Source organism: Veillonella sp. S13054-11 (assembly GCF_002959795.1).
Taxonomy (GTDB): Bacteria; Bacillota; Negativicutes; order Veillonellales; family Veillonellaceae; genus Veillonella; species Veillonella parvula_E.
The window spans coordinates 37,246-62,571 of sequence record NZ_PPCY01000003.1 but is presented as its reverse complement, the minus strand read 5'-3'; the positions used below and the strand labels follow the sequence as shown (position 1 = coordinate 62,571).

At 38.2% G+C, this 25,326-nt stretch carries 23 protein-coding genes and 1 tRNA gene; 22 read left to right on the top strand and 2 right to left on the bottom strand.

All coding sequences use genetic code 11. The features are described from left to right. Positions 1 to 12 precede the first annotated feature (12 nt). Complete coding sequence (locus VPHSUH08_RS03715) at positions 13 to 2,391, top strand: endonuclease MutS2 (protein ID WP_105086772.1); 2,379 nt, start codon at positions 13 to 15, stop codon at positions 2,389 to 2,391. Positions 2,392 to 2,574: 183 nt separating this feature from the next. Here the strand turns inward: VPHSUH08_RS03715 and VPHSUH08_RS03710 are convergent, their stop codons facing one another. Continuing rightward, entirely contained in the window at positions 2,575 to 4,665 is a 2,091-nt protein-coding gene (locus tag VPHSUH08_RS03710) for a transglycosylase domain-containing protein (protein ID WP_105086758.1), read from the bottom strand. Between the two features lie 157 nt (positions 4,666 to 4,822). Between VPHSUH08_RS03710 and tyrS the strand changes: the two genes are divergently transcribed. From tyrS to VPHSUH08_RS03670, 8 genes are all read left to right on the top strand, one after another. Continuing rightward, on the top strand, positions 4,823 to 6,031 hold the full coding sequence (tyrS, locus tag VPHSUH08_RS03705; RefSeq protein ID WP_105086757.1) for a tyrosine--tRNA ligase: 1,209 nt from the start codon (positions 4,823 to 4,825) through the stop codon (positions 6,029 to 6,031). A 234-nt stretch (positions 6,032 to 6,265) separates the two neighbouring features. Beyond that, positions 6,266 to 6,883 carry a CoA pyrophosphatase gene (locus VPHSUH08_RS03700; RefSeq protein ID WP_105086756.1) on the top strand — a complete coding sequence of 206 codons (618 nt, stop codon included), beginning with the start codon at positions 6,266 to 6,268 and terminating at the stop codon, positions 6,881 to 6,883. Then, the gene (locus VPHSUH08_RS03695) at positions 6,880 to 7,122 is read left to right on the top strand and encodes a Zn-dependent protease with chaperone function (protein WP_105086755.1); all 243 of its coding nucleotides are present in this window, start codon (positions 6,880 to 6,882) and stop codon (positions 7,120 to 7,122) included. The genes VPHSUH08_RS03700 and VPHSUH08_RS03695 overlap by 4 nt, the downstream gene beginning before the upstream one ends. 3 nt (positions 7,123 to 7,125) lie before the next feature. Next, entirely contained in the window at positions 7,126 to 7,572 is a 447-nt protein-coding gene (locus VPHSUH08_RS03690) for a hypothetical protein (protein ID WP_008601144.1), read from the top strand. Positions 7,573 to 7,747: 175 nt separating this feature from the next. After that, the gene (ppsA, locus tag VPHSUH08_RS03685) at positions 7,748 to 10,129 is read left to right on the top strand and encodes a phosphoenolpyruvate synthase (protein ID WP_105086754.1); all 2,382 of its coding nucleotides are present in this window, start codon (positions 7,748 to 7,750) and stop codon (positions 10,127 to 10,129) included. A 98-nt stretch (positions 10,130 to 10,227) separates the two neighbouring features. Beyond that, entirely contained in the window at positions 10,228 to 10,857 is a 630-nt protein-coding gene (locus tag VPHSUH08_RS03680; protein ID WP_233189877.1) for a helix-turn-helix transcriptional regulator, read from the top strand. 10 nt (positions 10,858 to 10,867) lie between these two features. Continuing rightward, entirely contained in the window at positions 10,868 to 11,689 is an 822-nt protein-coding gene (locus tag VPHSUH08_RS03675; RefSeq protein ID WP_105086752.1) for a pyruvate, water dikinase regulatory protein, read from the top strand. Further along, a complete protein-coding gene (locus VPHSUH08_RS03670) occupies positions 11,686 to 12,675 on the top strand; it encodes a deoxyguanosinetriphosphate triphosphohydrolase (RefSeq protein WP_105086751.1) in 990 nt (329 codons plus the stop codon). The genes VPHSUH08_RS03675 and VPHSUH08_RS03670 overlap by 4 nt, the downstream gene beginning before the upstream one ends. 85 nt (positions 12,676 to 12,760) lie before the next feature. Here the strand turns inward: VPHSUH08_RS03670 and rpmB are convergent, their stop codons facing one another. Next, positions 12,761 to 12,949 (bottom strand): 50S ribosomal protein L28, encoded by a 189-nt coding sequence (gene rpmB / locus VPHSUH08_RS03665; protein ID WP_008601135.1) that lies wholly within the window; start codon positions 12,947 to 12,949, stop codon positions 12,761 to 12,763. Between the two features lie 223 nt (positions 12,950 to 13,172). Here rpmB and recG point away from each other — a divergent pair, with 223 nt between their 5' ends. The 13 genes from recG (at position 13,173) to VPHSUH08_RS03600 (ending at position 25,167) form a co-directional block, all read left to right on the top strand. Next, a complete protein-coding gene (recG, locus tag VPHSUH08_RS03660) occupies positions 13,173 to 15,215 on the top strand; it encodes an ATP-dependent DNA helicase RecG (protein WP_105086750.1) in 2,043 nt (680 codons plus the stop codon). 132 nt (positions 15,216 to 15,347) lie between these two features. Beyond that, a complete protein-coding gene (locus VPHSUH08_RS03655; protein WP_004696087.1) occupies positions 15,348 to 15,533 on the top strand; it encodes a 4-oxalocrotonate tautomerase in 186 nt (61 codons plus the stop codon). Positions 15,534 to 15,609: 76 nt separating this feature from the next. Further along, positions 15,610 to 17,064, top strand: coding sequence for an IMP dehydrogenase (gene guaB / locus VPHSUH08_RS03650; protein ID WP_004696085.1), 1,455 nt, complete (start codon positions 15,610 to 15,612; stop codon positions 17,062 to 17,064). Positions 17,065 to 17,079: 15 nt separating this feature from the next. Continuing rightward, positions 17,080 to 17,802, top strand: a complete 723-nt coding sequence (locus VPHSUH08_RS03645; RefSeq protein ID WP_101928340.1) for a WecB/TagA/CpsF family glycosyltransferase — start codon at positions 17,080 to 17,082, stop codon at positions 17,800 to 17,802. A 14-nt stretch (positions 17,803 to 17,816) separates the two neighbouring features. Then, positions 17,817 to 18,458 (top strand): phosphatidylserine decarboxylase family protein, encoded by a 642-nt coding sequence (locus tag VPHSUH08_RS03640; RefSeq protein WP_004696080.1) that lies wholly within the window; start codon positions 17,817 to 17,819, stop codon positions 18,456 to 18,458. Further along, positions 18,451 to 19,122 (top strand): CDP-diacylglycerol--serine O-phosphatidyltransferase, encoded by a 672-nt coding sequence (gene pssA, locus VPHSUH08_RS03635; RefSeq protein WP_105086749.1) that lies wholly within the window; start codon positions 18,451 to 18,453, stop codon positions 19,120 to 19,122. Before VPHSUH08_RS03640 ends, pssA begins: the two co-directional genes overlap by 8 nt. A 19-nt stretch (positions 19,123 to 19,141) precedes the next feature. Next, positions 19,142 to 20,404: a glycosyltransferase family 2 protein gene (locus VPHSUH08_RS03630; RefSeq protein ID WP_004697272.1), complete on the top strand. Its 1,263-nt coding sequence runs from the start codon at positions 19,142 to 19,144 to the stop codon at positions 20,402 to 20,404. A gap of 17 nt (positions 20,405 to 20,421) precedes the next feature. Beyond that, positions 20,422 to 21,183 carry a 5'/3'-nucleotidase SurE gene (surE, locus tag VPHSUH08_RS03625; protein WP_004697320.1) on the top strand — a complete coding sequence of 254 codons (762 nt, stop codon included), beginning with the start codon at positions 20,422 to 20,424 and terminating at the stop codon, positions 21,181 to 21,183. 54 nt (positions 21,184 to 21,237) lie between these two features. Beyond that, positions 21,238 to 21,321: transfer RNA gene (locus VPHSUH08_RS03620), tRNA-Leu, on the top strand. 94 nt (positions 21,322 to 21,415) lie between these two features. Continuing rightward, positions 21,416 to 22,207, top strand: a complete 792-nt coding sequence (locus VPHSUH08_RS03615; RefSeq protein ID WP_105086748.1) for a hypothetical protein — start codon at positions 21,416 to 21,418, stop codon at positions 22,205 to 22,207. A 68-nt stretch (positions 22,208 to 22,275) separates the two neighbouring features. Further along, positions 22,276 to 22,647 (top strand): holo-ACP synthase, encoded by a 372-nt coding sequence (acpS, locus tag VPHSUH08_RS03610; RefSeq protein ID WP_105086747.1) that lies wholly within the window; start codon positions 22,276 to 22,278, stop codon positions 22,645 to 22,647. A 1-nt stretch (position 22,648) separates the two neighbouring features. Then, positions 22,649 to 24,226: an NAD(P)H-hydrate dehydratase gene (locus tag VPHSUH08_RS03605; RefSeq protein ID WP_105086746.1), complete on the top strand. Its 1,578-nt coding sequence runs from the start codon at positions 22,649 to 22,651 to the stop codon at positions 24,224 to 24,226. After that, entirely contained in the window at positions 24,223 to 25,167 is a 945-nt protein-coding gene (locus VPHSUH08_RS03600; RefSeq protein WP_105086745.1) for a ComEC/Rec2 family competence protein, read from the top strand. Before VPHSUH08_RS03605 ends, VPHSUH08_RS03600 begins: the two co-directional genes overlap by 4 nt. Positions 25,168 to 25,326: the final 159 nt, after the last annotated feature.

The window sequence follows — 25,326 nt, the reverse complement described above, 5'->3', positions numbered from 1 at the left end:
AGAGGTAGTACATTGTTTAACGAAGATGTATTAGACTTTCACCATATAAAAGAACAATTACAACAGCATTGTAGTTCTACCATTGCTAAAGAATTGGCTATGAATATTGAGCCAATGATCGATGCAAAACAAATTCAAGAGAATCTTGATGAAGCAGCAGAGGCTATTCGTTCACTACAAACAGAGGTAGAACAACCGTTAGGTGGTACACGAGATATTCGTGAATCCTGTAAAAAGAGTCGAAAAGACTTTGTCCTTACTCGTGAAGCATTGTGGGATATTTATTTGACCATTGGTGCTTATAAGCGCATGACAAAGTTCTTTAGAACGAAATATATGGATTATCCATTGCTATCCCTATGGGTACAGGATATGCCGAACACAGATCGCATTGAAAACCGTTTTAAACGCGTCTTTGATGAAAAGGGGGAATTGCTTGATACAGCGTCTCCTAAATTGGCGAGCCTTAGAAATACGATTATCAAGACTCGTGAAAAGATTAAAAATGATATTCAAGCTATCCTGCATGATAAAGATAATCAAAAGTATTTCCAAGAAACCATCATTACGCAGCGTAATAATCGTTACGTAATTCCTGTAAAACAAGAGTATCGCCAATACTTTGATGGTCTCATTCACGACCGTTCTGCAACGGGTCAAACACTTTACATTGAACCGATGCGCTTGGTGAATCTAAATAATGAATTACAAGAGGCTTTGATTGGTGAAGAGCAAGAGGTCTTGCGTATTTACCGCGAGTTATCGGCTCTTGTAAAACAACATAGCAATGATTTGATGGATGCTTGTGAAAAGGTATCCCATATCGAATTTGTATATGGTAAGGCAAGTCTTGCTATTTCTTATAAAGGTGTACCAGCTATCTTGAGTACTGACAGAACTGTTAATCTCATGAGAGCTCGTCATCCATTAATTCCACCAAATATGGTAGTGCCTACGAATATTCAATTAGGTACATCATATCGTATCCTATTAATCACAGGCTCTAACACAGGTGGTAAAACAGTATCCCTTAAAACATTAGGCCTGTTGAGCTTGATGAATCAATGTGGTCTATTTATCCCTGCCGATCACGGATCTATGTTACCAGTATTCCATAATATCTTTGCCGACATTGGAGACGAGCAAAGTATTGAGGCCAGCCTTAGTACGTTCTCTGCTCATATGACACAAGTTATTTCCATCATTAAACATTGTGGTCCTAATGACTTGGTTTTACTGGATGAACTTGGGTCTGGTACTGATCCAGAAGAAGGTAGTGCACTTGCTGTATCTATTCTTGAGTTCTTCCGTAAAAAAGGTGCCCTTATGATGGTAAGTACCCATTATAATGAGCTTAAAAATTATGCATACCATACGGAAGGTATTGAAAATGGCCACGTAGAGTTTGATGAGCGTACCTTAAAACCTACATATCGACTCCATATCGGCGTAGCCGGCAGTAGCCATGCGTTAAGCATTGCTTCACGTTTAGGCTTACCAAAAGACATTGTAGAACGCGCAACAGAGTATAAATCTCAATTTGGTAGTCATGAAATGGAAGAAGTTCTTTCCGACTTAAACGAACAACTCCGTAAAGCCTCTGAACGTGAAAGAGCGTTAAAGAAAGAGCTTGATGAAACACGTCGTATGCGTGGCCAACTAGAGAAGGAAAAGAAACAGTTTAATGAAAAACGTAAACAAATCTTAGCCAAAGCTCAGGCCGATGCAGAGTCCATGAAACGTAGTTTACGCGTTGAAGGGGAAGCGATTATCAAGCAATTGAAATCGCAATTCTCTGAAACAAATAAGAATAAGCGTCAATCTGCTATTAATGCTGCACGTAAGGGGATCTCTAATGTACATATACCAGAATCTCCAGTAGATGATGATCGTAAATCTTTGACTGCAGATGCTATTAAGGTAGGCCAAGCAGTATATGTTACATCTTTACGCTCATTAGGTACCGTATTAGCTATCAATGGCAATCGTGTAAATGTAGATATTAATGGCTTAACTGCAACAGTTAAGGTTAATGAATTGCAATCTACCACACGTGAAGAGGGCAATAAACTAGAACGTGAACAAAAAGCGGCTATGCCTAAAACTAGAAAACGTATGGGTGGCTCTGCCGTACAACGCCAAAAAGAGGTTCGTACTGAAATTAATATTCTTGGACAAACGGTAGATGAAGCGACAGTTTCTGTTGGTAGATTTATTGATCAAGCTTTACTTGGTGGTGTTAATCAAGTGCGCATTATTCACGGTAAGGGGACTGGTGCATTACGAGAAGGTGTACATCAATATTTGCGCACCTTACCGCATGTGGCTCATTTTGAAACAGCAGGCTATGACGAAGGTGGTGCAGGGGCTACCAATGTAGTTCTGAAATAAAGCTACACAATAGTGATATAGTTATAGATAATACAGTAAATTATTATCGTATATCAAATTGGTTATGGGGTATAGCCATATACATATATAGAAATAGAAGAGGTAGTAAGTTCTTAGAACTTACTACCTTTTTACGTAAAAGAAAGGAGCGGAACACATGTTCCGCTCCTTTAGAGTATTAGATTAACGATCTTTTTTACTAGACTTTTTACTTTTGGATGAATTAGATTTCTGTTCAGTTGCATCATCTTTTGAGCCACTGTCATCTTTTACAGCTTCATCTTTCGATTTGTCTTTATCGTCTTTTTTGTCTGCTTTTTCGTCCTTAGCAGCTTCTTTTTTAGGCTGTGCTTTTACAGGATTATAATAACCTTCAGAAACAGCTGATTGAGCGCTAGCAGGAACGGAGAAGTCAGAAGCAGGGGTATTGGCAAGCGCATTTGCCATGAATTGGCCCCACATAATAGCAGGTGTGTCACCACCGGTCATGCCTCGTAATGTTTCCGAGCCATAGTCATCACCAATCCAAACGGCAGCTACTAAATCAGGCGTGTAACCAACGAACCAAGCATCCTTGGAATCATCTGTTGTACCAGTTTTGCCTGCTGCAGGACGACCGATTGCGGCATTACCACCAGTACCGCCATTTATAACGGATTCTAGCATATTTGTAATGATAGCTGCATCTTTTTCATCTACAACACGTTTTTCTTGGATGGAGTTTTCTTCCACAACTTGACCATTGCGGTCTACAATTTTAACGATTGCCGTAGGTTGAACTTTGATACCACCATTAGCGAGTACACCATAAGCTTGAACCATTTCAAGAGGTGTTACACCATGAGTTAAACCACCAAGTGCAGTAGACAAGTTATTATCTTGATCAGTTAGAGTAGAGATACCCATTTCTTTAGCAAGTTTAATAATCTTAGACATGCCTACTTCATCAGCAATTTTTACGGCAGCTACGTTACGAGAATGTTGTAATGCATAGCGGTATGTAATGCTACCTACGAAGTCATTTTCATAGTTTTTAGGGCTCCAGTTACCAAATGTAACAGGGCTATCATCTACGATAGAACCAGGAGTTTTACCAGATTGAATAGCTGCCAAATATACAAATGGTTTCATAGCGGAACCTGGTTGACGTTCTGCTTGTGTAGCACGGTTAAATGCATCATCACCACGGCCACCAACCATAGCCATAATGTAACCATTATGAGGGTTCATAGCTACGATAGCACCTTGTGGTTGATGTAAACCATTGCTATCTGTGTAGTAGTTAGGCAAGTTTTGCATTGCTGCTACAGCTGCATTTTGTGCATCCATATCGAGAGTAGTATAAATTTTTAAACCATCTTTATAGATTGCATCGTCACCATATTTTTCAGAAACTTGTGCAATAACATAGTTAATGAAGTAAGACGCATTAGATTTTTCATGCGTTTGTTCTTGTTTTGCCACTAAGCCTAAATCTGCTTGACGCGCTTCATCAGCTTGCTCTTGTGTAATGTAACCGTATTTAACCATTTGGCCTAATACAACGGCTTGACGTTTTTTACTAGCTTCCAAATCATTGAATGGAGAGTAGTAGTTAGGACTTTGTGGTAAACCAGCAATGAGTGCCGCTTGTGCAAGTGTTAACTCACTAGCATCCTTACCAAAATATACATGAGATGCAGATTGTACACCGTAAGCACCTTGACCAAAGTAGATTTGGTTCATATACATTTCAAGGATTTCATCCTTGGTGTAATGTTGTTCAATTTTAAGGGCTAATAAAGCTTCGGAAATTTTACGTTTTAATGTTCTATCTTGAGATAAGAATGCATTACGAGCTAACTGTTGAGTAATCGTGGAACCACCTTCAGATACGCCGCTATGTACAATGTTTACCCATACGGCACGTAAAATACCAATTGGGTCAATACCATGATGCGTATAGAACCGAGAATCTTCTGTAGCTACAAAGGCATTCTGTAAATCTTTTGGTACATCCTTTAGAGGTACTGGTAATCTATTTTCTGTGGAGTGAACCGTAGTAATGAGATTGCCATGCACGTCATAAATCTGAGACGATGCAGAAGGGCGTACATTGGATACATCCGGTAGATTTGATAATGTGGCACTTATGAAACCACAGCCACCACCGGCTACGATGAGTATAAAGAGAAGTGTACAAATCCAAAATAGACGCTTAGGATTTGTTTTCTTCGGTGTAGAACCATTGCCATTTGAGCGGCGGTTGGCTCTCGTATTTGAGTTACTACTCATAGAGTCACCTCTTTTTTCTTTTAGTAAATATAACGTAAATTCTATTACGCAGTTATAAATATTATATCATAAATGGTTTAAATCCAATACTATATATAATTGTGAAAGTTTTTAGATAATGGTATACTTAAACAATAGTATTTCTAGGAGGATTATCATGATTAGTGCTCAAGAACAAGTGCGCCAAATTAAACATGGTGTAGCGGATTTAATTAACGAACAAGATCTTGTAAAAAAAATAGAGAAATCCATTAAGGAAAATAAACCACTAGTTGTAAAACTAGGTTTGGATCCAACGGCTCCAGATATTCATTTGGGACATACTGTTCCTCTTCGCAAGCTGCGTTTATTCCAAGAATTTGGTCATCAAGTAGTGATCGTCATCGGTGGCTTTACTGCTCGTATTGGTGATCCTACTGGTAAAAGTGTTACTCGCCCACCATTAACAAAAGAAGAAGTATTGAAAAATGCTGAAACTTATAAAACACAAATCTTCAAGGTATTAGACCCAGAAAAAACAATCGTTCGTGACAATAGCGAATGGTTAGAATCTATGAACTTTGCTGACGTACTTCGTTTGGCTAGCTCCTATACAGTTGCCCGTATGATGGAACGCGATGATTTCAGCAAACGCTTTAAAGAAGGTCGTCCTATTGGCGTGCATGAGTTTATGTACCCATTGATGCAAGGTCACGATTCTGTTGCATTACATGCAGACGTTGAATTTGGTGGCACAGACCAAACTTTCAACCTGTTGATGGGGCGTCATTTACAAGAGTTAGAAGGTCAAGAGCCACAAGTTGTTATTACAATGCCATTGCTTGAAGGACTTGACGGCATTCAAAAAATGAGTAAATCTTTGGGCAATTATATCGGTATTGATGAAGAACCTAAAGAAATGTATGGTAAAGCGATGTCCATTCCTGATGAATTGATGATGCGTTATTTCATGCTCGTTACAGATATGTCTATCGAAGAGCAAGAGGACATGGCAAAACGTCTAGAATCCGGAGAGTTACATCCACGTGATGCTAAAATGCAATTGGCTCGTACCATTGTTCGCTTGTACCATGGTGAAGAAGCTGCTCTCGAAGCGGAAGAAGAATTTAAACGGGTGTTCCAACAACGCGCCATGCCTACAGATATTCCTGAGTACGCTATGGATGCACCAACAGAACCAATCTTTGTACCACAATTCTGCACAGATGCTGGTTTAACCGCGTCCAATGGTGAAGCACGTCGATCCATTAAAGCAGGTGCTTTCAAAGTAAACGGTGAAAAATACACGGAAGAAAACCTTAAGCTAGAAGATGGCATGATCGTTCAAGTTGGGAAACGTAAATTTGTAAAAATTAAATTTAACTAATAAAAAACTGTGATGAGGTTTAGATTTCTCATCACAGTTTTTTCTGTCTATTTTGTTTATAAGATTATTTATCTACTGAACCTGTTGTTTGTGAAGCAAGAAATTGACTTACAAGTTAATGTATAATGAATATACAAAGACAATATAAATATAAAAATAAAATACAAATTTGATACATAAAAGATTTTTACAAATATTGTATAAAATAGATTATAACTTGTGTGAGGACCATTTATGGACAAGAAATTAAGTAACCTTTTATCACAACGAGAACATTCTGTTCTTACAGATATTGATGTTATTACAGCTGCAGTAGCCGTGCCTCTATTAGAAATCGATGGAGAAGATCATGTGGTGTTTACCGTGCGTAGTAATACATTGCGACGTCAACCCGGTGAAATCAGTTTCCCTGGTGGGCACTGTGAACCTAATGATAAAAGTGGTGCTCATGCAGCCATGCGTGAATGCTCTGAGGAACTTGGTATAGACTTAGATCAAATTGAACTGCTAGGAAATTTAGACTGTTTAGTATCTGCTATTGGTGTAAAACTATATGCGGTCGTCGTGCGCCTACATACAAGTGATTTAAAACCAAATTCTGATGAAGTAGGTGAGGTATTTACAGTTCCCTTACAATATCTATTAGATATGGAACCGACCGTAGGTCACCTAGACATTGGAACTAAGCCGTTAAAAGATTTTCCATTTCATCTATTAGAAGGATATAATATCGACTGGAAAATTAGACAAAACTATTCCGTCTATTTCTATCCCTATAAACAATACACCATATGGGGGCTTACTGGACGAGTATTGAAGAATTTTTTAGATATATATAGGGTGGTTAAATGAAACCTGAATTTTTTTCATGGTTATGGATTATATATGTAGCGTATGTATTATATAAGAGACATAGAGAAAACAATCATTTAGAAAAATCTATACTTATACTAGCTAGTATAAGTTTAATTATTGTTAGTGGTGGTTTTTCTTTATTAACTTATTATAATCTTTCGCCTGAATTGCAGCTTATGTTAAATATATTAATTATAATAGTATTGTTTATAATGAAAACATTATTTGGAGTGTAGCAGATGGAAATAATACAGTTGTTTGGTTATACAATGATTCCTATTTGTATTATCATTTCAATATTATTAATGATATATGGAAAGACTAGACATATTAAATATTTGGATCCAAAGGTACCATTAGGACGTTTATTCTATTTTTTCGGCAATGCATTTTCATTTATGTGTTGTATTTTATTAATTAGTTTTGGTAGTTATGTAATACAATCTAAAGATATTGCTGAAGGGATTAAATATTTAATCTTAGGTTATTCTTTTGGCATTTATGGATTTACATTCTTTTTTATGACTGGTATGAGAAGAGCCTATGATATAGGATTTCCATTTTGGGTATATCCAATTTTTATAGCTTTAATACTTTTAAGTCTTTTTATCAATGATACTATTTTTGAATTCTTGATACTTGGAATGTATCTATTTTTATTACAGCCAGGTAGAAATAACAATTAAGTAATAACTACATGTTAAAAGATGATTGCCTAGTATTAGGCAATCATCTTTTAGTTTTTTATCATTTTTATTTGTATAATAATCCTCATATAAATTGACAGATTTTAAATTAAGGTATACTATTTATGTGTAAAAGGTTTAATGTGTTGCACTAATTAATCTAGGAGGTTCTCACATGAATCGCGAAACAGCATACGTACTTTGGTTTGATGAATTACAACGTGAAGATGTTAATTTAGTAGGTGGCAAGTCTTCTTCTTTAGGGGAATTGACATCCTCCACTAATGTACCTGTACCTTATGGCTTTGCAACAACTGCCCATGGTTATCGTGAGTTTATGAAAGCTACAGGTTTGGAAGATAAAATCCGGGCTGAGCTTGATGCTTTAGATGATGTAGAAAATTCTGCATTATTGCGCGAAGTGTGTGCTAAGATTCGCCGCATGATTTGTCAGGAAGAAATGCCAAAAGACTTGGCAGATGCTATCCGTCATGCTTATGAAGAACTTGGTAAAAAAGTGAACGAAGAAAATCCATTTGTGGCTGTTCGTTCTAGTGCAACAGCAGAAGATTTGCCAGATGCAAGCTTCGCAGGCCAACAAGATACATATTTAAATGTACGCGGTGCTGACGTAATTATCGAAAAAGTAAAAGAATGCTACGCATCTACATTCACAGATCGTGCAACATATTATCGTGTAAAACAAGGCTTCGATCATATGACAGTAGCATTGAGTGCTGCAGTTCAAATGATGGTATTCTCTAAAGCAGCTGGCGTAATGTTTACTGTTGACCTTGTAACAGGCAATGATAACAATATTCTTATTGAAGGCTCTTGGGGTCTTGGTGAATATGTTGTACAAGGTACGGTTACACCAGATAATTTTCGTGTGGATAAAGAAAAGATGGAAATTACGGACCGTATGATTAACGATAAACATGTCCGCCTTGTTCGTAAAGCCGATGGTGACTGTGTTGAAGAAGTGGTTCCAGCTGACGAAGCAAAACAACAAGTTATTACAGATGCTCAAGTTTTGGAACTTGCAGAATATGCAAAAGCAATTGAAAAGCATTATGGTTGCTATATGGATATGGAATGGGGCGTAGATGAACGCAATGACAAGATTTGGATCTTGCAAGCTCGTCCAGAAACAGTTTGGTCCCGCAAAGAAAAATCAGAAACGTCCGAAAAAGCTAGCACATTAGATGCAGGTAATCGCGATATTATTGTAAAAGGTTTGCCAGCATCCCCTGGTAATGCAGCAGGTAAAGCTCACGTTATCATCAATCCCGAGGATATCGATGAGTTCAAAGAAGGCGAAATCCTTGTTACAGCTATGACAGCTCCTGATTGGGTGCCAGCCATGAAAAAGGCAAAAGCAATTGTTACTGACGCTGGTGGTATGACTTGTCATGCGTCTATCGTTAGCCGTGAGCTTGGTATTCCTTGTATCGTAGGTACTAAGAGTCGTAGTCATGAAGCGACTACCTCTATTAAAGATGGTCAAATGATTACCGTTGATGCTACAAATGGTATTGTATACGATGGCGTATTAGAAGATATCGTTAAAAAGCCTGAAGCTCAAGTTTCTACAGGGGTAGCAGCTGAATATGTACCTGTAACAGGCACTAAGATTTATATGAACTTAGGTGATCCTGATTTGGCTCAAAAATATGGTGTACTACCATGTGATGGCATTGGTCTCATGCGCGAAGAGTTCATTTGGACAACCTTTATTCATGAACATCCATTGCACCTTATCGAAACAGGGCGCAGTGACTTCGCTGTAAATACATTGGCGGAAGGTATGCGTAAAGTATGCCAAGCATTAGCCCCTCGCCAAGTAGTAGTTCGTTTGAGCGACTTCAAATCTAGTGAATACCGTGACCTTAAAGGTGGCGATAAATATGAACCACATGAATCTAGTGCATTACTTGGCTGGCGTGGCGCATCTCGCTACTATGATCCTAAGTACACACCTGCTTTCAAATTAGAATTAGAAGCAATCAAAAAAGTACGTAACGAATTTGGTTTTAAAAATCTACAAGTTATGATTCCATTCTGCCGTACTGTGGAAGAAGCTGAATTAGTAACTAACTTAATGGCTCAAGAAGGTCTTGCACGCAGCAAAGACTTTAAAGTATGGCTCATGGCTGAGATTCCATCCAATATCATCTTAGCTGATCAATTTAATAAATACGTAGATGGTTATTCTATCGGTTCTAACGATTTGACTATGCTTGTACTCGGTTGTGACCGCGATAACGAAACAGTTCAACATATCTATGATGAACGTAATTTAGCGGTTCGCAGAGCAATTCGTCACCTCATTGAGGTGGCCCATAAAGATGGTAAGACTGTATCTATCTGTGGCCAAGCGCCAAGCGTATACCCTGAACTTTGCGAATTCCTTGTGAAGAGCGGTATCGACTCCATTTCTGTTAACCCAGATGCAGTAGTTAATACTAAGAAAATGGTGGCTCAAATCGAACAACGAATTATGCTCGATGCTATGACTGGTCGTGGTCGTCAAGAATCTGACGAACTAATTTGGTAATAATATAGTTATAGTGAAAGAGGAGGCCTGTGGGTCTCCTCTTTTTCTGAATGGTAACTTAGGATATAATACAAACAGAGATGAAAGGGGGTTACCGTGTGAAACTGTCGAAACGACAAGAACAAATTGCTCAAATCGTTCGCGAAGAAGGTCCTGTAACAGGTAGTGCCATTGCTGAACATTTAGAGGTCACAAGATCTGCGTTGCGCTCAGATTTATCTGTATTGACCATGTTAGGTGTGTTAGATGCACGTCCAAACGTAGGCTATTACTATGTAGGACTTTCAAAGGAAACACAAACGGCTGAGCGATTAAAGTCATTTCTGGTAAGTGATGTATTATCTCAAGCAGTTGTGGTCAATGGGGATACGAGTTTGTATGATACAATTGTCACATTATTTACAGAGGATGTAGGTACCATATTAGTGTGTGATGGTTCATACCTAGTAGGTGTGGTATCTCGAAAAGATTTACTACGCGCCTCTATGGGACAAACAGATTCGCATACCATGCCTATATCTATGATTATGACCCCTGTAAGCAAGGTTATAGCGGTGGAGCCTACCGATACTTTGGTAGAGGCTGCACAGAAAATGATAGATTATGAAGTAGATTGTTTACCTGTCGTCGCTCGTGAGGATATAGGTAACAAGAAGCGTTTAAAGGTTGTGGGCCGTGTATCAAAAACGACGGTAGCAAAAGTATTTTTAGAATGTAGCACACACTGAGGTTGATAGAATGGCAGAAAAAATTATTTATGCAATATCGGATTCCCTGGGGGAAACTGCTGAGGCTGTAGCGAGAGCTACGGCGAGTCAATATGATAAGGAGCAAATTGAAATTGTCCGTGTTCCTTATATTGATAGTGAAAGCCAAATTGATGAGGTTATAGACGACGCAAAATGTGGAAATCATGTTATTTGCCATACCATTGTATCTGCGTCTTTACGTAAGTATTTACATGAGAAGGTGGCTGAATATAATATTCCGGCTGTGGATATCATGGGCCCTGTTCTCGATGCAGTTGGTACTATCGCGACTACTAAACCTCGCATGACAGCAGGTATGGTTCATAAGCTCGACCAAGAGTATTTTAAAAAGGTTGAAGCTATTGAGTTTGCCGTGAAATATGACGATGGTAAAAATCCATCTGGTTTTGAAAAGGCCGACATAGTTATTATTGGTGTATCTAGAACTAGTAAGACACCATTGTCCATGTTCTTGGCGTACAAAAAGATTAAAGCCGCAAATTTGCCACTAGTTCCAGAGGTACCGTTGCCAGAGGAATTATTCAAAATTCCGGCAAAAAAAATCGTGGGCCTTATTATAGATCCATATAAATTAAATAATATTCGTAGTGAACGTTTACGCGCTATCGGTCTTGAAGACGAAGCAAATTATGCATCTATTGAGCGTATTCAATCTGAATTGGATTATGCTAAGGCTATTATGCGTCGTTTGCACTGCCAAGTGTTAGATGTTTCTAATAAATCTATTGAAGAAACAGCTTCCCTTGTTATGCAATTGATTGATAAAAATCGCGCGTCGGAGGGTAAATGAATATACGTGAACAAATAGAGGAGAGGGAGGCTTTGCTTCTGTCTCCCTATGCAGCTAAAAGCCGCGATGCAATCCGTGATATAGCAGAAAAGCCTGATCCACTTAGAACTGCGTTTCAACGCGATCGGGATCGCATCATTCATAGTAAATGTTTTAGACGGTTAAAGCATAAGACACAGGTATATATTGCGCCAGGTGACCATTATCGGACACGCATGACTCATACCCTTGAGGTAGGTCAAATCGGTCGTACTGTGGCTCGTGCATTACGTTTAAATGAAGATCTTGTGGAAGCTATTGCCATGGGCCATGATGTGGGGCATACACCATTTGGTCATGTAGGTGAATATGCATTGCGAGATATGGTAGGGCACTTTAATCATAATGAGCAAAGCTTGCGCATGGTTGAAGTATTAGAAAGACATGGTGATCATCAAGGTCTCAATTTAACCACCGTTGTTCGAGATGGCATCGTAGGTCATACAGGGGCTACAATTCCTGTAACTTTAGAGGGTCAAATTATTCGTATTGTAGACCGTATTGCGTATTTGTGCCATGATTTTGATGATGCACAGCGAGCAGGTATGTTGACGGCAGAGGTGTTGCCTTTTGAAGTGCGCGAACATTTTGGTATGACTCCATCCAGTATGATTACTGCAATGGTAGAGGATATGGTACGCGAATCCTTGGATAAGCCAGCTATATCTATGTCTGCTGATGTGGAAATGACGATGAATCTATTCCGTCAATTTATGTTTAAACATGTATATTTGGCACCAGCTTTAATTCCGGATCGCAAAAAGGCATCCCATGTGGTAAAAAATCTATTTACTCACTTCATGGAACACCCTGATGATATGGAAGGTTGTGAAATAGGTAAAGCGTTTTACTCTACACGTGATGTAGTTGATTATGTAGCAGGCTTAACAGATCAATATGCTATTAAGTTATTTAAGCAATATTATATTCCAAATATTACATTATAAATAACAAAAAAAGCAGTTAGTTCAAAATGAACTAACTGCTTTTTTTGGGGCTCTAGAACCCCAAAGAGTACATGTACTTTTTATTTTACGCGCGTGTAACTTTATTAGAACGAAGGCAACGAGTGCATACGTTTACTTTTTTAGTAGCACCGTCTACAACCGCCCGTACTCTTTGAATGTTCGGTTTCCAAGTTTTTCTTGTGCGAATGTGAGAATGACTCACGTTCATACCGCTAGATGTGGATTTACCACATACTTCGCAAAGGTTTGCCATAGTTTCCACCTCCAAGCTTAATCTATAACATAACAAAAGTATATTATCATAAAGAATAGCTTAAAGCAAGTATTTTTGTCGTATATATTGCTCTTTTTATGAAATATACTACAATATAAGGTATACTATATATCATATTCTAAGATATAAATGGACTTTTACACAAGGATATACAAAAATTGGATATATCTCATGTGTTTATCGTATATTTAAAGGAGTTTTTATGGATGAACGATTGACGACTATAAAGGGAATTGGTCCTGGTCGCGAGAAACAATTGCATAAATTGGGAATTACCAATGTTACATCCTTATTGACTTACTTTCCCAGAACCTATGAAGACCGGCGTACGATTTATAGAATTAGTGATTTAAAATCAGGTATGACAGGTGGTGTCGTAGGTACTGTTATTGCTGTACAAGAGAAACGCCCTCGCCCTCGATTGTCTATTTTAGAGGTAGTCATTGCAGATGGCACAGGACCTTTGAAGATTGTTTTGTTCAATCAAGGGTATAAAAAGAACTTTTACAAAAAAGGACAGCGTATATATGCATATGGTAAGGCTGAGTTTCAATATGGTTCCATGCAAATGAATACACCGCAAATGGAAAACTTAGGAGACGGTGGTGAACCAGATCGAGGTATCGTTCCTATTTACGCACTTGCTGATGGGGTATCTCAGTTTGTGGTTCGTTCATCTGTACGTAATTGGTTCGCGGCTAACCATGAATTACCAGAGATTTTACCTGTGGAGGTTCGTGAAGATCATCATTATATGAGTCGCTATGATGCTTTTAAGATGATGCATTTCCCAGACTCCTCAGAGCTCTATGAAAAGGCTCGTTATCAATTGGCTTATGAAGAGTTGTTCGTCATGCAAGCTGGCCTAGCTTTGTTGCGAAATAAAGAACAATGCCATAGAGGGCCTAAAATGGGACCAAATGGGGAACTAATGGCTCAGTGTATAGAGAATTTACCGTTTTCCTTAACAGGTGATCAACAACGAGCGTTAGAGGATATTCGTATTGATATGGAAGATGAACGACCTATGCAACGTTTGTTGCAGGGAGATGTAGGCTCTGGTAAAACTATTGTGGCTACCTTGAGTTTATTAAAAGCTATTGAAAATGGGTATCAGGGGGCATTGATGGCCCCTACGGAGATTCTAGCGGCTCAACATTACGAAGGGATACGAACTGTATGTGCTAATTTAGGTATTACCATAGAATTATTAACGGGATCCTCTACGAAAAAAGAGAAAGAATGCATCTATGAGGGCTTAGCAGATGGCAGAATCCAAATGATTATTGGAACGCATGCCCTTATCCAAGAGGGGGTTAATTTCCATAATTTAGGCCTTGTTATCATTGATGAGCAACATCGCTTTGGTGTAGATCAACGGGCGAGATTGCAACAGAAGGGAACATATCCTCATGTACTTATCATGACGGCTACACCAATCCCTCGTACCATGACATTATCCGTATATGGAGATTTAGCAGTATCTTTAATTAAAGAAATGCCACCAGGTCGAAAACCTGTTAAAACATATGCTGTAGATAGTTCTTATAAAGAGAGATTACGCACTTTCTTTGGTAAGGAAATGGCGGAAGGGCGTCAGGTCTATGTGGTGTGCCCTCTTGTAGAAGAATCCGAAAAATTAGACTTGCAAGCTGCTGAGGAATTGTATCTAGAATTAAAAGAGTACTTTTATAAGACCTATGAAGTGGGCCTCGTTCACGGTCGTATGAAGCCAAGTGAAAAAGATGAAGTGATGAATGCCTTCCATAGGGGTGAAATTTCATTACTTGTTTCTACAACAGTTATCGAAGTGGGGGTTAATGTGCCAAATGCGACCATTATGTGCGTTGAAGGGGCAGAGCGATTTGGTCTGTCTCAGCTACATCAGCTGAGGGGACGTGTAGGCCGTGGTGCTCATCAGTCCTATTGCATTCTTGTTAGTGATTCTAAAAATGATGTAAGTCAAGAGCGTTTAAAGTTGATGGAACAAATCCAGGATGGATTTGAGCTTGCAGAGCAAGATTTATTGATTCGTGGTTCAGGACAATTGTTTGGATTAGCTCAATCAGGACTACCTGATTTGCGTGTTGCTAATATCATCAAAGATATTGAGATTTTAGTAAAGGCTCGCAAGGATGTGCTAGATTTTGCAAATCAATTCGGAATAGAAAAATTAGAATCTATCATGAAAGAAGAATTAGAAAAAAGATTTGGTGAAAAATTTCTAAGAATATTGTATAATTAAGAGGTAGGATTAATAAGTATATAAGCATCGATAATATTAGATTTTATCTGGCTTTTTTCCTTGTTTATATGTCCTTCATACCGTATAATAGAACAAACAATTTATTTCATTTTTTCATCTATGGAGGTTAATATGCCAATTATTCATGTAGAGCTCGTCGAAGGGCGTACAAAAGAACAAAAGAAACAATTAGGTGAAGCAATTACAAAGGCTGCGGTTGATATCGTAAATGTTCCTGCTGATGCAGTAAAAGTTATCTTCGTAGATATGAAAAAAGACGATTATATGGAAGGCGGCATTTTGCGGTCTGAACGCTAAGGCTACGACTGACCGCCTAGTCCATAGGGACTAGGCGGGTCGTAGTTTTGTTTTATTATACGGAAAGGAAAGAAATATGAGAGACGATAAATTCGGTATGCGTGGACTAACTTTTGATGATGTATTATTAATACCAGCAGCTTCGGATATACTGCCTAATCAAGTAGAGTTAAAAACTCAATTAACTCGTGACATTACATTAAATATTCCTATGATTAGTTCTGGGATGGATACGGTTACTGAATCACGGATGGCGATTGCTATGGCTCGTGAAGGAGGTCTTGGCGTTATCCACAAAAATATGTCTATTGAAGAGCAAGCTCATGAAGTTGACAAGGTAAAACGCTCTGAACACGGTGTTATCGTTGATCCTATTTTCTTAAGCCCTCAAAATTTACTATCCGATGCAGCAGAACTTATGGAAAAATATAAAATTTCTGGTGTACCTATCACAGAACATGGTAAACTAGTAGGGATCATTACAAATCGCGATATGCGTTTTGAAACTGATTTAAGCCGACAAATTGGGGAATGTATGACAAAAGATTCCCTAGTTACTGCACCGGAAGGTACATCTCTTGAAGCGGCGAAAGCTATCTTAAGCGAACATCGTATTGAAAAATTACCTCTTGTAGATGGCGACGGTAACTTAAAAGGCTTAATTACGATTAAAGATATTGAAAAAGCGACTAAATATCCAAATGCAGCAAAGGATGGTAGTGGCCGATTATTAGTTGGTGCTGCAGTAGGTGTTTCTCAAGATTTGTATGATAGACTTGATGCGCTTGTATCTGCTAAAGCTGACGTAATTATTGTTGATACTGCCCATGGGCATTCTGCAGGTGTTCTTCGAACGTTGAAGGACATTAAACAAGCGTATCCTCACATTCCTGTAATTGCAGGTAATGTGGCAACTGCAGCAGGCACTGAGGCTCTTATCGAAGCTGGAGCTGATGCAGTTAAGGTTGGTATAGGACCTGGTTCTATTTGTACAACTCGTGTTATTGCTGGCATTGGGGTACCTCAAATTACAGCAGTCTATGAGTCTGCTCAAGTGGGGCGTCGTTATGGAGTTCCTATCATTGCTGATGGGGGTATTAAATATTCTGGAGATATTGCTAAAGCTATTGCGGCTGGTGCTAATGTAGTTATGATGGGTAATATTTTAGCGGGTACTGATGAAAGCCCTGGAGAAACAGTGATTTATCAAGGCCGTTCTTATAAAGTATATCGAGGCATGGGTAGTCTAGGGGCTATGAAACTCGGTAGTAAAGATCGATATTTCCAAACAGAAGCTAAGAAATTAGTTCCTGAAGGTATAGAAGGTCGTGTACCATATAAAGGTATGCTGGCCGATACAATTTTCCAAATGGTTGGTGGTTTGCGTGCAAGTATGGGGTATTGTGGATGTCATAACATCCAAGAAATGATTGAAAACACTCAATTCATTCAAATTACAGCGGCTGGTTTGAAAGAAAGTCATCCGCATGATGTAAGCATTACCGTTGAAGCACCAAATTATAGTGGTTGATAATGGAGTATTACATTGAATAAACGTATTTCTGTTTTATCTGTGCCTATCGATTGTGTCACAATGGATGAGGCAGTCCAACGTATTTTACAATTAACTGAACAGCCGGGGCTACATTTAGTAGCAACGGCTAATGCAGAAATGGTTATGTTGGCTAATGAAAATCCTACATTGCACTCCATATTGAATAATGCTAGTCTCGTCGTTCCCGATGGGGCTGGCATTTTGTGGGCTGCAGAGCGTCAAGGAGAACATGTGCCTGAACGCGTAACAGGTGTAGACGTAACTATGGAATTGTTTAAAGTTGCGGCGACTCATCAAATTCCTGTATACTGCTTGGGGGCGGCACCTGGTGTTGCTCAACGAGCGATTGATAATGTATCTGCTCAGGTAGGTGCATTAAATATAGCAGGAATTCATGACGGATTCTTTGATAGTGCAGAGGAACAAGAAATCATTAAATCTATAGCTGAATCTAAGGCAAAATTGGTATTTGTTGCCTTAGGTGTGCCAAAGCAAGAACAATGGATTGCAGAAAAGTTGAGTCACCTCGATGGCGTAGTTGCCATTGGAATTGGTGGTTCCTTTGATGTCTTGGCAGGTAATATTCCTCGGGCCCCAGAATGGATGCAACGAAATCGACTTGAATGGTTGTATCGATTATATTTAGAACCTCAACGGATTGGCCGTATGTTGGCTATTCCAAAGTTTATGTGGACCGTTATTAGAAATAAATAGAGGAGTGTTGAATCGTGCCTACAGGACCAATAATTAAGGAAGGGTTTCCTCTGATAGGAGCTATGCTCATTATCACTGTGGTGTTAGGATATTTAGGACATTATGTAATTGCGATTATTTCATTTATTCTGGCATTATTTTTCGTTAATTTCTTTAGAAATCCTAAACGTGTAATCCCTCAAGATCCAGATTTGATTTTATCCCCAGCGGACGGTAAAATCATGGATATTTCTGATGTATACGAAGATATTTACTTACATAAAGAGTGTAAAAAAGTAACTATTTTCTTATCTGTTTTTGACGTGCATGCTAATCGTGCGCCTATTGATGGTAAAATTACGTACCGTCACTATACGATGGGTAGTTTCCTACCAGCATTCAAAGATGATGTAGGTTTTGAAAATGAACGTCATACTATTTGTATTGAAAATGATCGTACTTCCGTATTAGTAACGCAAATTGCGGGCCTTTTAGCAAGACGTATCGTATCTTGGACAGACCTAGATAGTGTACTTGAACGCGGTCAGTTGTACGGGATGATTAAGTTCGGTTCCTGTACTGAGCTCTATATGGATAAGGATGTAGAGTTGTTCGTTGAAAAAGGTCAACATATTACAGGCGGTGATACTGTTATCGGGAGGTTACGACATGAATAAATCTATTATTCCAAATTTATTTACTAGTGCAAATTTAGCATTTGGTGTTCTTGGTATTACGTTGTCTGCTACAAATAATACCTTCTGCGCAGCTATATGTATATTATTGTCTCTAGTAGCAGATGGATTAGATGGGCGTGTAGCAAGAGCTTTAGGAGTTGCAGGACCAATGGGCCGGGAACTTGATTCTCTGTCTGATGTAGTGGGATTTGGTGTAGCGCCTGCGTATATGCTTTATATGAAAGAATTATATGGTTTAGGATGGATTGCATATGTGCCACTATTAGCCTTTGCAGTGCTTGGTGCATTTCGTTTAGCGCGATTTAATATTAAAACTGACGAAGTTCATGGCTATTTTGAAGGTTTACCAATTCCAGCCGCTGGATGTTTAGCGGCGACTTACGTATTGTGTGGCGTATCGGTACCTCAATTTGTGTTGGTAGTTTGTATGATTGGTATAGGTCTCCTTATGGTTAGTGAAGTTAAATATCCCGATTTTAAAGGTAAAAGTGAGATTTATATCAATAAACTTTCTATTGTACTCACAGCCATATTTGTTATAGCTTGTCTCGTGTATGATTGGCATACATGGGCCGTTATGATTTTTGCTGGCTATGTAATGTTTGGGCTTATTAACGGGGCTTTAAATATAGTACGTAAATAGATGTGTGGAGGAGAATAGTATGAATTACCTACTGGATCTATTACTGATTCCTATGCAGGTAATAATCGTAATTTATACGGTTTATTATTTTATACTCGCTGTCGTAGGTATGTGGCGATCGCGAGTACATAAAAATTATACCCCTAAAAATTCCTTTGCCATCGTTGTATGCGCTCATAATGAGGAAGCTGTTGTTGGTGAGTTAGTTAAAAACTTACGTGGCCTAGATTATCCTGATGATCTATACGATATTTTTGTAGTTGCCGATAACTGTACAGATAAGACTGCGGAAGTAGCAAGTGCTGCTGGCGCTAATGTACATGTACGTGAAAATAAACAAGAAATAGGTAAAGGTTATGCCATGGGGTGGATGTTTGATCGGGTAGAACAAATGGATCGGAAATATGATGCATTCCTGATTTTTGATGCCGATAATTTAGTACATCCTCAATTTATGTTAGAAATGAATGATCATCTTGAAAAAGGTGAGTCTGTAATTCAAGGTTACTTGAACTCTAAAAATCCAACTGACTCTTGGGTAGCCGGTACGTTCTCTATCGCCTTTTGGATGGTTAACCATATGTGGCATTTAGCAAAATATCGTCTTGGATTATCTACGGCTTTAGGTGGTACAGGCATGTGTATTCGTACATCTATTATTCGCGAATACGGTTGGGATTGCAATAGCTTAACCGAAGATATGGAATTTTCCATGAAACTATTGACTCATGGTATCCGTACTTGTTGGGGGCATGATGCTATCGTATACGATGAAAAGGTTACGACTATGATGGCTTCTTGCAGACAACGTTTACGATGGGCTCAGGGGCAATTTGACTGTGCGGGTCGATATATTCCTAAATTATTTGCTATTGGTATCAAAACAGGGAATATTATGATTTTGGATGGTATATTCCAAGTGAGTCAACCTTATTTCTTATTGTTGACAACCGTATACTTGGTGTTATCCTACATCAATGCGTATACTCCAATTTATACAAATATTTTGTATCAAATTATGCCTATGTCTGTATGGACAATTATAGGTGTTGGTCAATATCTATTCCCATTAATTGTATTGTTGAAAATCAAGGTACCACCAAAGATTTGGTTCTACTATTTACTATATCCATTATTTGTTTACTCTTGGATTCCAGTAAATATTTTAGGGTGGTTCCGCCGTCATAATAAGGTATGGTCTCATACAGTCCATACGAGAGCTGTGGGCTTAGATGATGTTAAATTAACACGTATGGGCAATATGAATAAGAATGAAAAATAGAATCTGTAGGAGTGACTATGCATATTTTAATGTGTAATGACGATGGCATTTTAGCAGATGGTTTACGTCATCTTGCATCGTATTTAAGTCAATATTATAGAATTACCGTTGTAGCACCTGCTAATGAGCAAAGTGCTAAATCCCATGCATTGACGACCGAGGTTCCATTGAAATTAGATGCTTGCAATGGCGAGGATGAAAATCCTCGCCTTTATGCTCTAACGGGAACGCCGTCCGATTGCATGAAGTTCGGTCTCAGTTATTTATTGACTGATGATATGCCAGATCTTGTAATTTCTGGAATTAATCATGGATTTAATTTAGGCTCTGATGTATTGTATTCCGGCACTGTTTCGGCAGCTATGGAAAGTGGTTTTTACGGTATTCCCGGTTTAGCATTATCTGTTGAGAGATATTCTGTTGAACGGGGAGACGAGATGCATCCATTTATACATGAATTGATTGAGAAAATTTATGTGGCGGGTCAGTTTAGCGGTTTACTAAATGTGAACTTCCCATTACGTGGCACATGTGATTGGGATCATTTTAAAATGGTGAGCCAAGGCTTACAAACCTACAGTAATATTATCGAAGCTCGCATTAATTCAAGAGGACAGGATTATTATTGGTTAGCTGGCGAGCTAGACTATGGTGCTGAAAGTGTTCCTACAGATGTAGAATTTGCCCGTAAAGGCTATATTACAGGTGTCGCACTTACATGGAAACAACAATGTGATACGGATATGAAAAGGGTTCAAAATATTTTAGATGAAATATAAAAAATATGTTGACATTGCTTAGGGATGTCTGTATAATAACAAATGTTCCGATACGCCGGAGTGGCGGAATGGCAGACGCACTTGACTCAAAATCAAGCGGGTAACACCGTGTGGGTTCAAGTCCCACCTCCGGCACCAACATTAGGCGGTAAGACTTTTGTCTTACCGCCTATTTTTATATTTATGAATTTATATACTATAATATACATTATTAATTTCGTGAGGTGACAGTATGGATCAAGGTATAATTGATTATATTACAAATATTTTTGATATTCCTAAACTTACTCAACAGGTTAGCGCTGTACAGATGCCATTGCCATTATCTCGCTTGGCAGAAATACCATTAGATGGATCTGTAAATCAGTGCCAAGGATTTTGTTATAATTCCAAAAAAGACGTTTTTGCTTTAGCTTGTATTAATTCAGATAATACGAAGCAAATTATTTATGAAATTAATCCAAAAACTTTTACTGTTGTTGCAAAATATGAGTATAGTTATAAAAGTTTATTAGGTCATATGAATACCTTAACTTATAATTCTGTCAATAATCGTTACTATACAACAAATGCTGTTGTAAATGGATATAACCTTACTCCTATTGAAGCGGATAGCATGATTGTTGAAGCACCGATTAAACTAAAAGAGAAAGTTTTTAATTTTGCATATGATAAAGTACGCAATGAATATGTATCAATTGTGCCTTTAACAAACTCTGAACGGACAATTAATTATTACGACTCCAATTTTAATCGTATTCGTTCTTATAAAATTGATGCTAATCATACAAACTTAAATAATAACGGTGCTTACGCAACTAATGGAAATACTTTATTTACGACGTTGACAACCTTTGTATACGTCGATGAAGAGGGAGTTGTTAAAAATATTAGCCCTTATGCTTCTGGAATGGAAGTAGAAGACATGGATTGTCGAAATGGTCAAATGTATATGGCGGTCAATCGCAAAGGTAAAGTTGAAATTTATAGTTTGTCTAGCCTACCATTTTCGGTAAATGTCTAGATACTACCTATGTTTTAATCCCCTTTATGAGTGTATAATAATAGTATTAGAGTATTTTAGGAGCTATTATGAAATTAGGGAATGATATTATAGAGATTGACCGTATACGTCAAGCTATAGAGAAATCAAGTTCATTTAAAGTGCGCGTTTATACGATTCATGAGATTGAATATTGTAAAAGTCGGAATAAAGGATGCTACGAATCCTTTGCAGGTATATATGCTGCAAAAGAGGCTTTTATTAAAGCTTTAGGTATAGGGATGAGGTATGGATCATGGCAAGATATAGAGATTTATCATGATGAATGGGGCGCACCCTTAATTCGTTTACAAGATACTTTCAAAGATATTTACGAAACATCAGGTTATACTGATATTCATGTATCGATTAGTCATTGCAAGGATTATGCAATGAGTACAGTTATACTTGAAGGAGCATAAGATGAATATTTTAACTACAGAAGATGCTCGATTTATAGATCGAGAGGTTCCTAAGCAATTAGGAATTTCTTTAGAAATCCTCATGGAAAATGCTGGACGTGGTATCGTAGATGCCTTATGGGGAGAGTACGATTTATTTTCCCTGAATAATGGCCGTTCCATAAATAGTTTTGTTTTATTTATATGTGGTACGGGTAATAATGGGGCAGATGGCCTTGTAGCGGCTCGCCATTTGATGGAGCAAGGCGTACCAGCACAAATTGTACTAGTAGGAGATATAAACAAGTGTAGTGATCTTTTTGCAGTGCAAATTGAGCGCTGCAAAGCTATGGGCTGTAGCATCGATATGTATGATGAATTCAATGATTGGTCCAACGTAGCCATCGCTGTGGAAGGCATCATGGGAACGGGCTTTACTGGAAGGTTAAGAGAGGTGACCATCGATATATTGAATGATATTGATACTATGCGTAGTCAGTATAATTTTGATTTGTGGGCTATTGATGTACCTGCAGGTTTGGATGCTACTACTGGTCATGTAGCAGAAGGCACACTGACCTATGATTATACTGTTACTTTTGGAGCTATCAAACAAGGTTTGTTATTATATCCCGGAAAGGCTGTAGGAGGAACCGCTGTGGTTGCTCCATTGGGTGCTCCTTGGCAGCAGGTACTGGGTGAACGTGTTAGAACTATAACCATTGATTCTGATTTAGCAGAAAAAATTATCAACTATCGTACTCCAATGGCGCATAAAGGTGTCAATGGAAACACTTTAATTATTGGTGGTTCAAATGATATGATAGGAGCCCCTATTTTGGCTGCTGAAGCGGCAGTTCATAGTGGTGCTGGTAAAGTAACATTAGCTGTACCCAAAATAATTAAACAGATTGTACAAAGCCGTGTCATACCTGAGGTGATGGTTACTTCCACAGAGACTAATAAAGAACTTTTTGATTGTCGTCAAGTTGTTGCTATGGGACCTGGTTTAGGTCGCACCCGTGAAATCTGTGATTTAGTGGATCATATCTTAGATGCTTACGAAGGAGCATTAGTACTAGATGCTGATGCTTTGTATGCAGTGGGACATGTTGGTTGTGTTAATAAAGATGCTTTGCGAGATGGTGATATTGAGTCTGCATATACAGTGGAAAGAGAACTTCCATATTGTGTTATGACACCGCATTTAGGTGAATTTAGTAGACTTATTGATTTACCTATTAAATGGATTGAGCGTCATTATATCACGTTGGCTAGAGAATTTGCTAAGGCTCATCAAGTTATTCTTGTACTAAAAGGAATTCCTTCAATTGTGGCATTCCCTGATGGAACGGTGTATGTAAATACTATCGGTAATGCGGGCATGGGTACTGGCGGTATGGGAGATGTGCTGACTGGTGTAATTGCTGGTTTTATAAGTCAGGGTTATTCACTACAAGATAGTGCTATTCTCGGTGTTTATGTACATAGTCGTAGTGCAGATATTCTGAATGAAACAAAGAGTTGGGGTTATACTCCGAGTGATGTCAGTGCTTCTTTAGGCTTCGTGGTTAGTGAATTATTGGGAGATTATGAATGACAAATAGAATACAACGCTTTATAGCTTTCTTGTTGGTATTATGTATTCCTATCTTCGCCATTGCAGGCTGCACAAATAATGATGTAGCAAACGCAGCAAATCGAGTAACTACTAACGCTAATGGGACTTACTCAATCGATACTAAAACGACTACCCCTGAAGGTAAGCTAGATGTATATATGCTAGATATTGGTCAGGGGGATGCTATATTACTTAAGGTAGGCGATGAGTATAGCATGATCGATACTGGTGACATAGAACATCGTGAAAATATTGTAGCTCAACTTAAAACTATGGGTGTAACAAAGCTAAAAAATATTATTATCACGCATCCTCATGCTGATCATATGGGTGGTTTCTATGCTATTGCAAAGGCTATGCCTATTGAACATGTATATGATGATGGTATTGCCGTTGATAATAATATGTACAAAACTTATGAAAAGTGGATTGAGAAAAATAAAATTCAACGAACTACTTTGAGAAATGGAGATGTAGTTGATTTTGGACATGGTGCTGTCTTTGTAGTATATGCTCCTTGGGTTGAACCTTTAACTGATAAAAAAGGGGAGACAGATCTTAATAATAATTCTATTGTAGGTAAATTAATCTTTGGTAAATTTTCTATGCTCTTCACGGGTGATGCTGAATGGCAAGAAGAGAAAAAACTTATAAAAGAGCAGAATTCCAGATTGTTTGCTCGTATTCTTAAGGTAGGTCATCACGGTTCACGTACAAGTAGCTCTGAAGATTTTTTGAAATCTATTAAGCCTGAAAGTGCATTAATTTCAAATGGCATGTATAATAAGTATGGTCATCCTCACGATGTGACATTACGACGCTTGCAGGAAAATAATATTGCTATTTACCGTACAGATACGATGGGACGTATTCATATTAGTACGGATGGGAATAAATGGCAAATTACAACTGAACGTTAGTTTTGATTGCTTATACAAAAAATAATTTTATGAAACTGTTTTTGTGTATTCTGAATAAGGTCTTTATATAGTAATATGTGTAATCGGCATACTAATCTTCATGTTTGTATGAAATAATCTATTTATAATCTAACATTAGTTTATGGATAGATTGGAACG

Excerpts from the sequence above, each read along its gene's own strand:
- VPHSUH08_RS03710 (WP_105086758.1), bottom strand. The coding sequence starts at position 4,665 with ATGAGTAGTAACTCAAATACGAGAGCCAACCGCCGCTCAAATGGCAAT.
- tyrS (WP_105086757.1), top strand. The coding sequence starts at position 4,823 with ATGATTAGTGCTCAAGAACAAGTGCGCCAAATTAAACATGGTGTAGCG.
- VPHSUH08_RS03700 (WP_105086756.1), top strand. The coding sequence starts at position 6,266 with ATGGACAAGAAATTAAGTAACCTTTTATCACAACGAGAACATTCTGTT.
- VPHSUH08_RS03695 (WP_105086755.1), top strand. The coding sequence starts at position 6,880 with ATGAAACCTGAATTTTTTTCATGGTTATGGATTATATATGTAGCGTAT.
- VPHSUH08_RS03690 (WP_008601144.1), top strand. The coding sequence starts at position 7,126 with ATGGAAATAATACAGTTGTTTGGTTATACAATGATTCCTATTTGTATT.
- ppsA (WP_105086754.1), top strand. The coding sequence starts at position 7,748 with ATGAATCGCGAAACAGCATACGTACTTTGGTTTGATGAATTACAACGT.
- VPHSUH08_RS03675 (WP_105086752.1), top strand. The coding sequence starts at position 10,868 with ATGGCAGAAAAAATTATTTATGCAATATCGGATTCCCTGGGGGAAACT.
- VPHSUH08_RS03670 (WP_105086751.1), top strand. The coding sequence starts at position 11,686 with ATGAATATACGTGAACAAATAGAGGAGAGGGAGGCTTTGCTTCTGTCT.
- rpmB (WP_008601135.1), bottom strand. The coding sequence starts at position 12,949 with ATGGCAAACCTTTGCGAAGTATGTGGTAAATCCACATCTAGCGGTATG.
- recG (WP_105086750.1), top strand. The coding sequence starts at position 13,173 with ATGGATGAACGATTGACGACTATAAAGGGAATTGGTCCTGGTCGCGAG.
- VPHSUH08_RS03655 (WP_004696087.1), top strand. The coding sequence starts at position 15,348 with ATGCCAATTATTCATGTAGAGCTCGTCGAAGGGCGTACAAAAGAACAA.
- guaB (WP_004696085.1), top strand. The coding sequence starts at position 15,610 with ATGAGAGACGATAAATTCGGTATGCGTGGACTAACTTTTGATGATGTA.
- pssA (WP_105086749.1), top strand. The coding sequence starts at position 18,451 with ATGAATAAATCTATTATTCCAAATTTATTTACTAGTGCAAATTTAGCA.
- VPHSUH08_RS03630 (WP_004697272.1), top strand. The coding sequence starts at position 19,142 with ATGAATTACCTACTGGATCTATTACTGATTCCTATGCAGGTAATAATC.
- surE (WP_004697320.1), top strand. The coding sequence starts at position 20,422 with ATGCATATTTTAATGTGTAATGACGATGGCATTTTAGCAGATGGTTTA.
- VPHSUH08_RS03615 (WP_105086748.1), top strand. The coding sequence starts at position 21,416 with ATGGATCAAGGTATAATTGATTATATTACAAATATTTTTGATATTCCT.
- acpS (WP_105086747.1), top strand. The coding sequence starts at position 22,276 with ATGAAATTAGGGAATGATATTATAGAGATTGACCGTATACGTCAAGCT.
- VPHSUH08_RS03605 (WP_105086746.1), top strand. The coding sequence starts at position 22,649 with ATGAATATTTTAACTACAGAAGATGCTCGATTTATAGATCGAGAGGTT.
- VPHSUH08_RS03600 (WP_105086745.1), top strand. The coding sequence starts at position 24,223 with ATGACAAATAGAATACAACGCTTTATAGCTTTCTTGTTGGTATTATGT.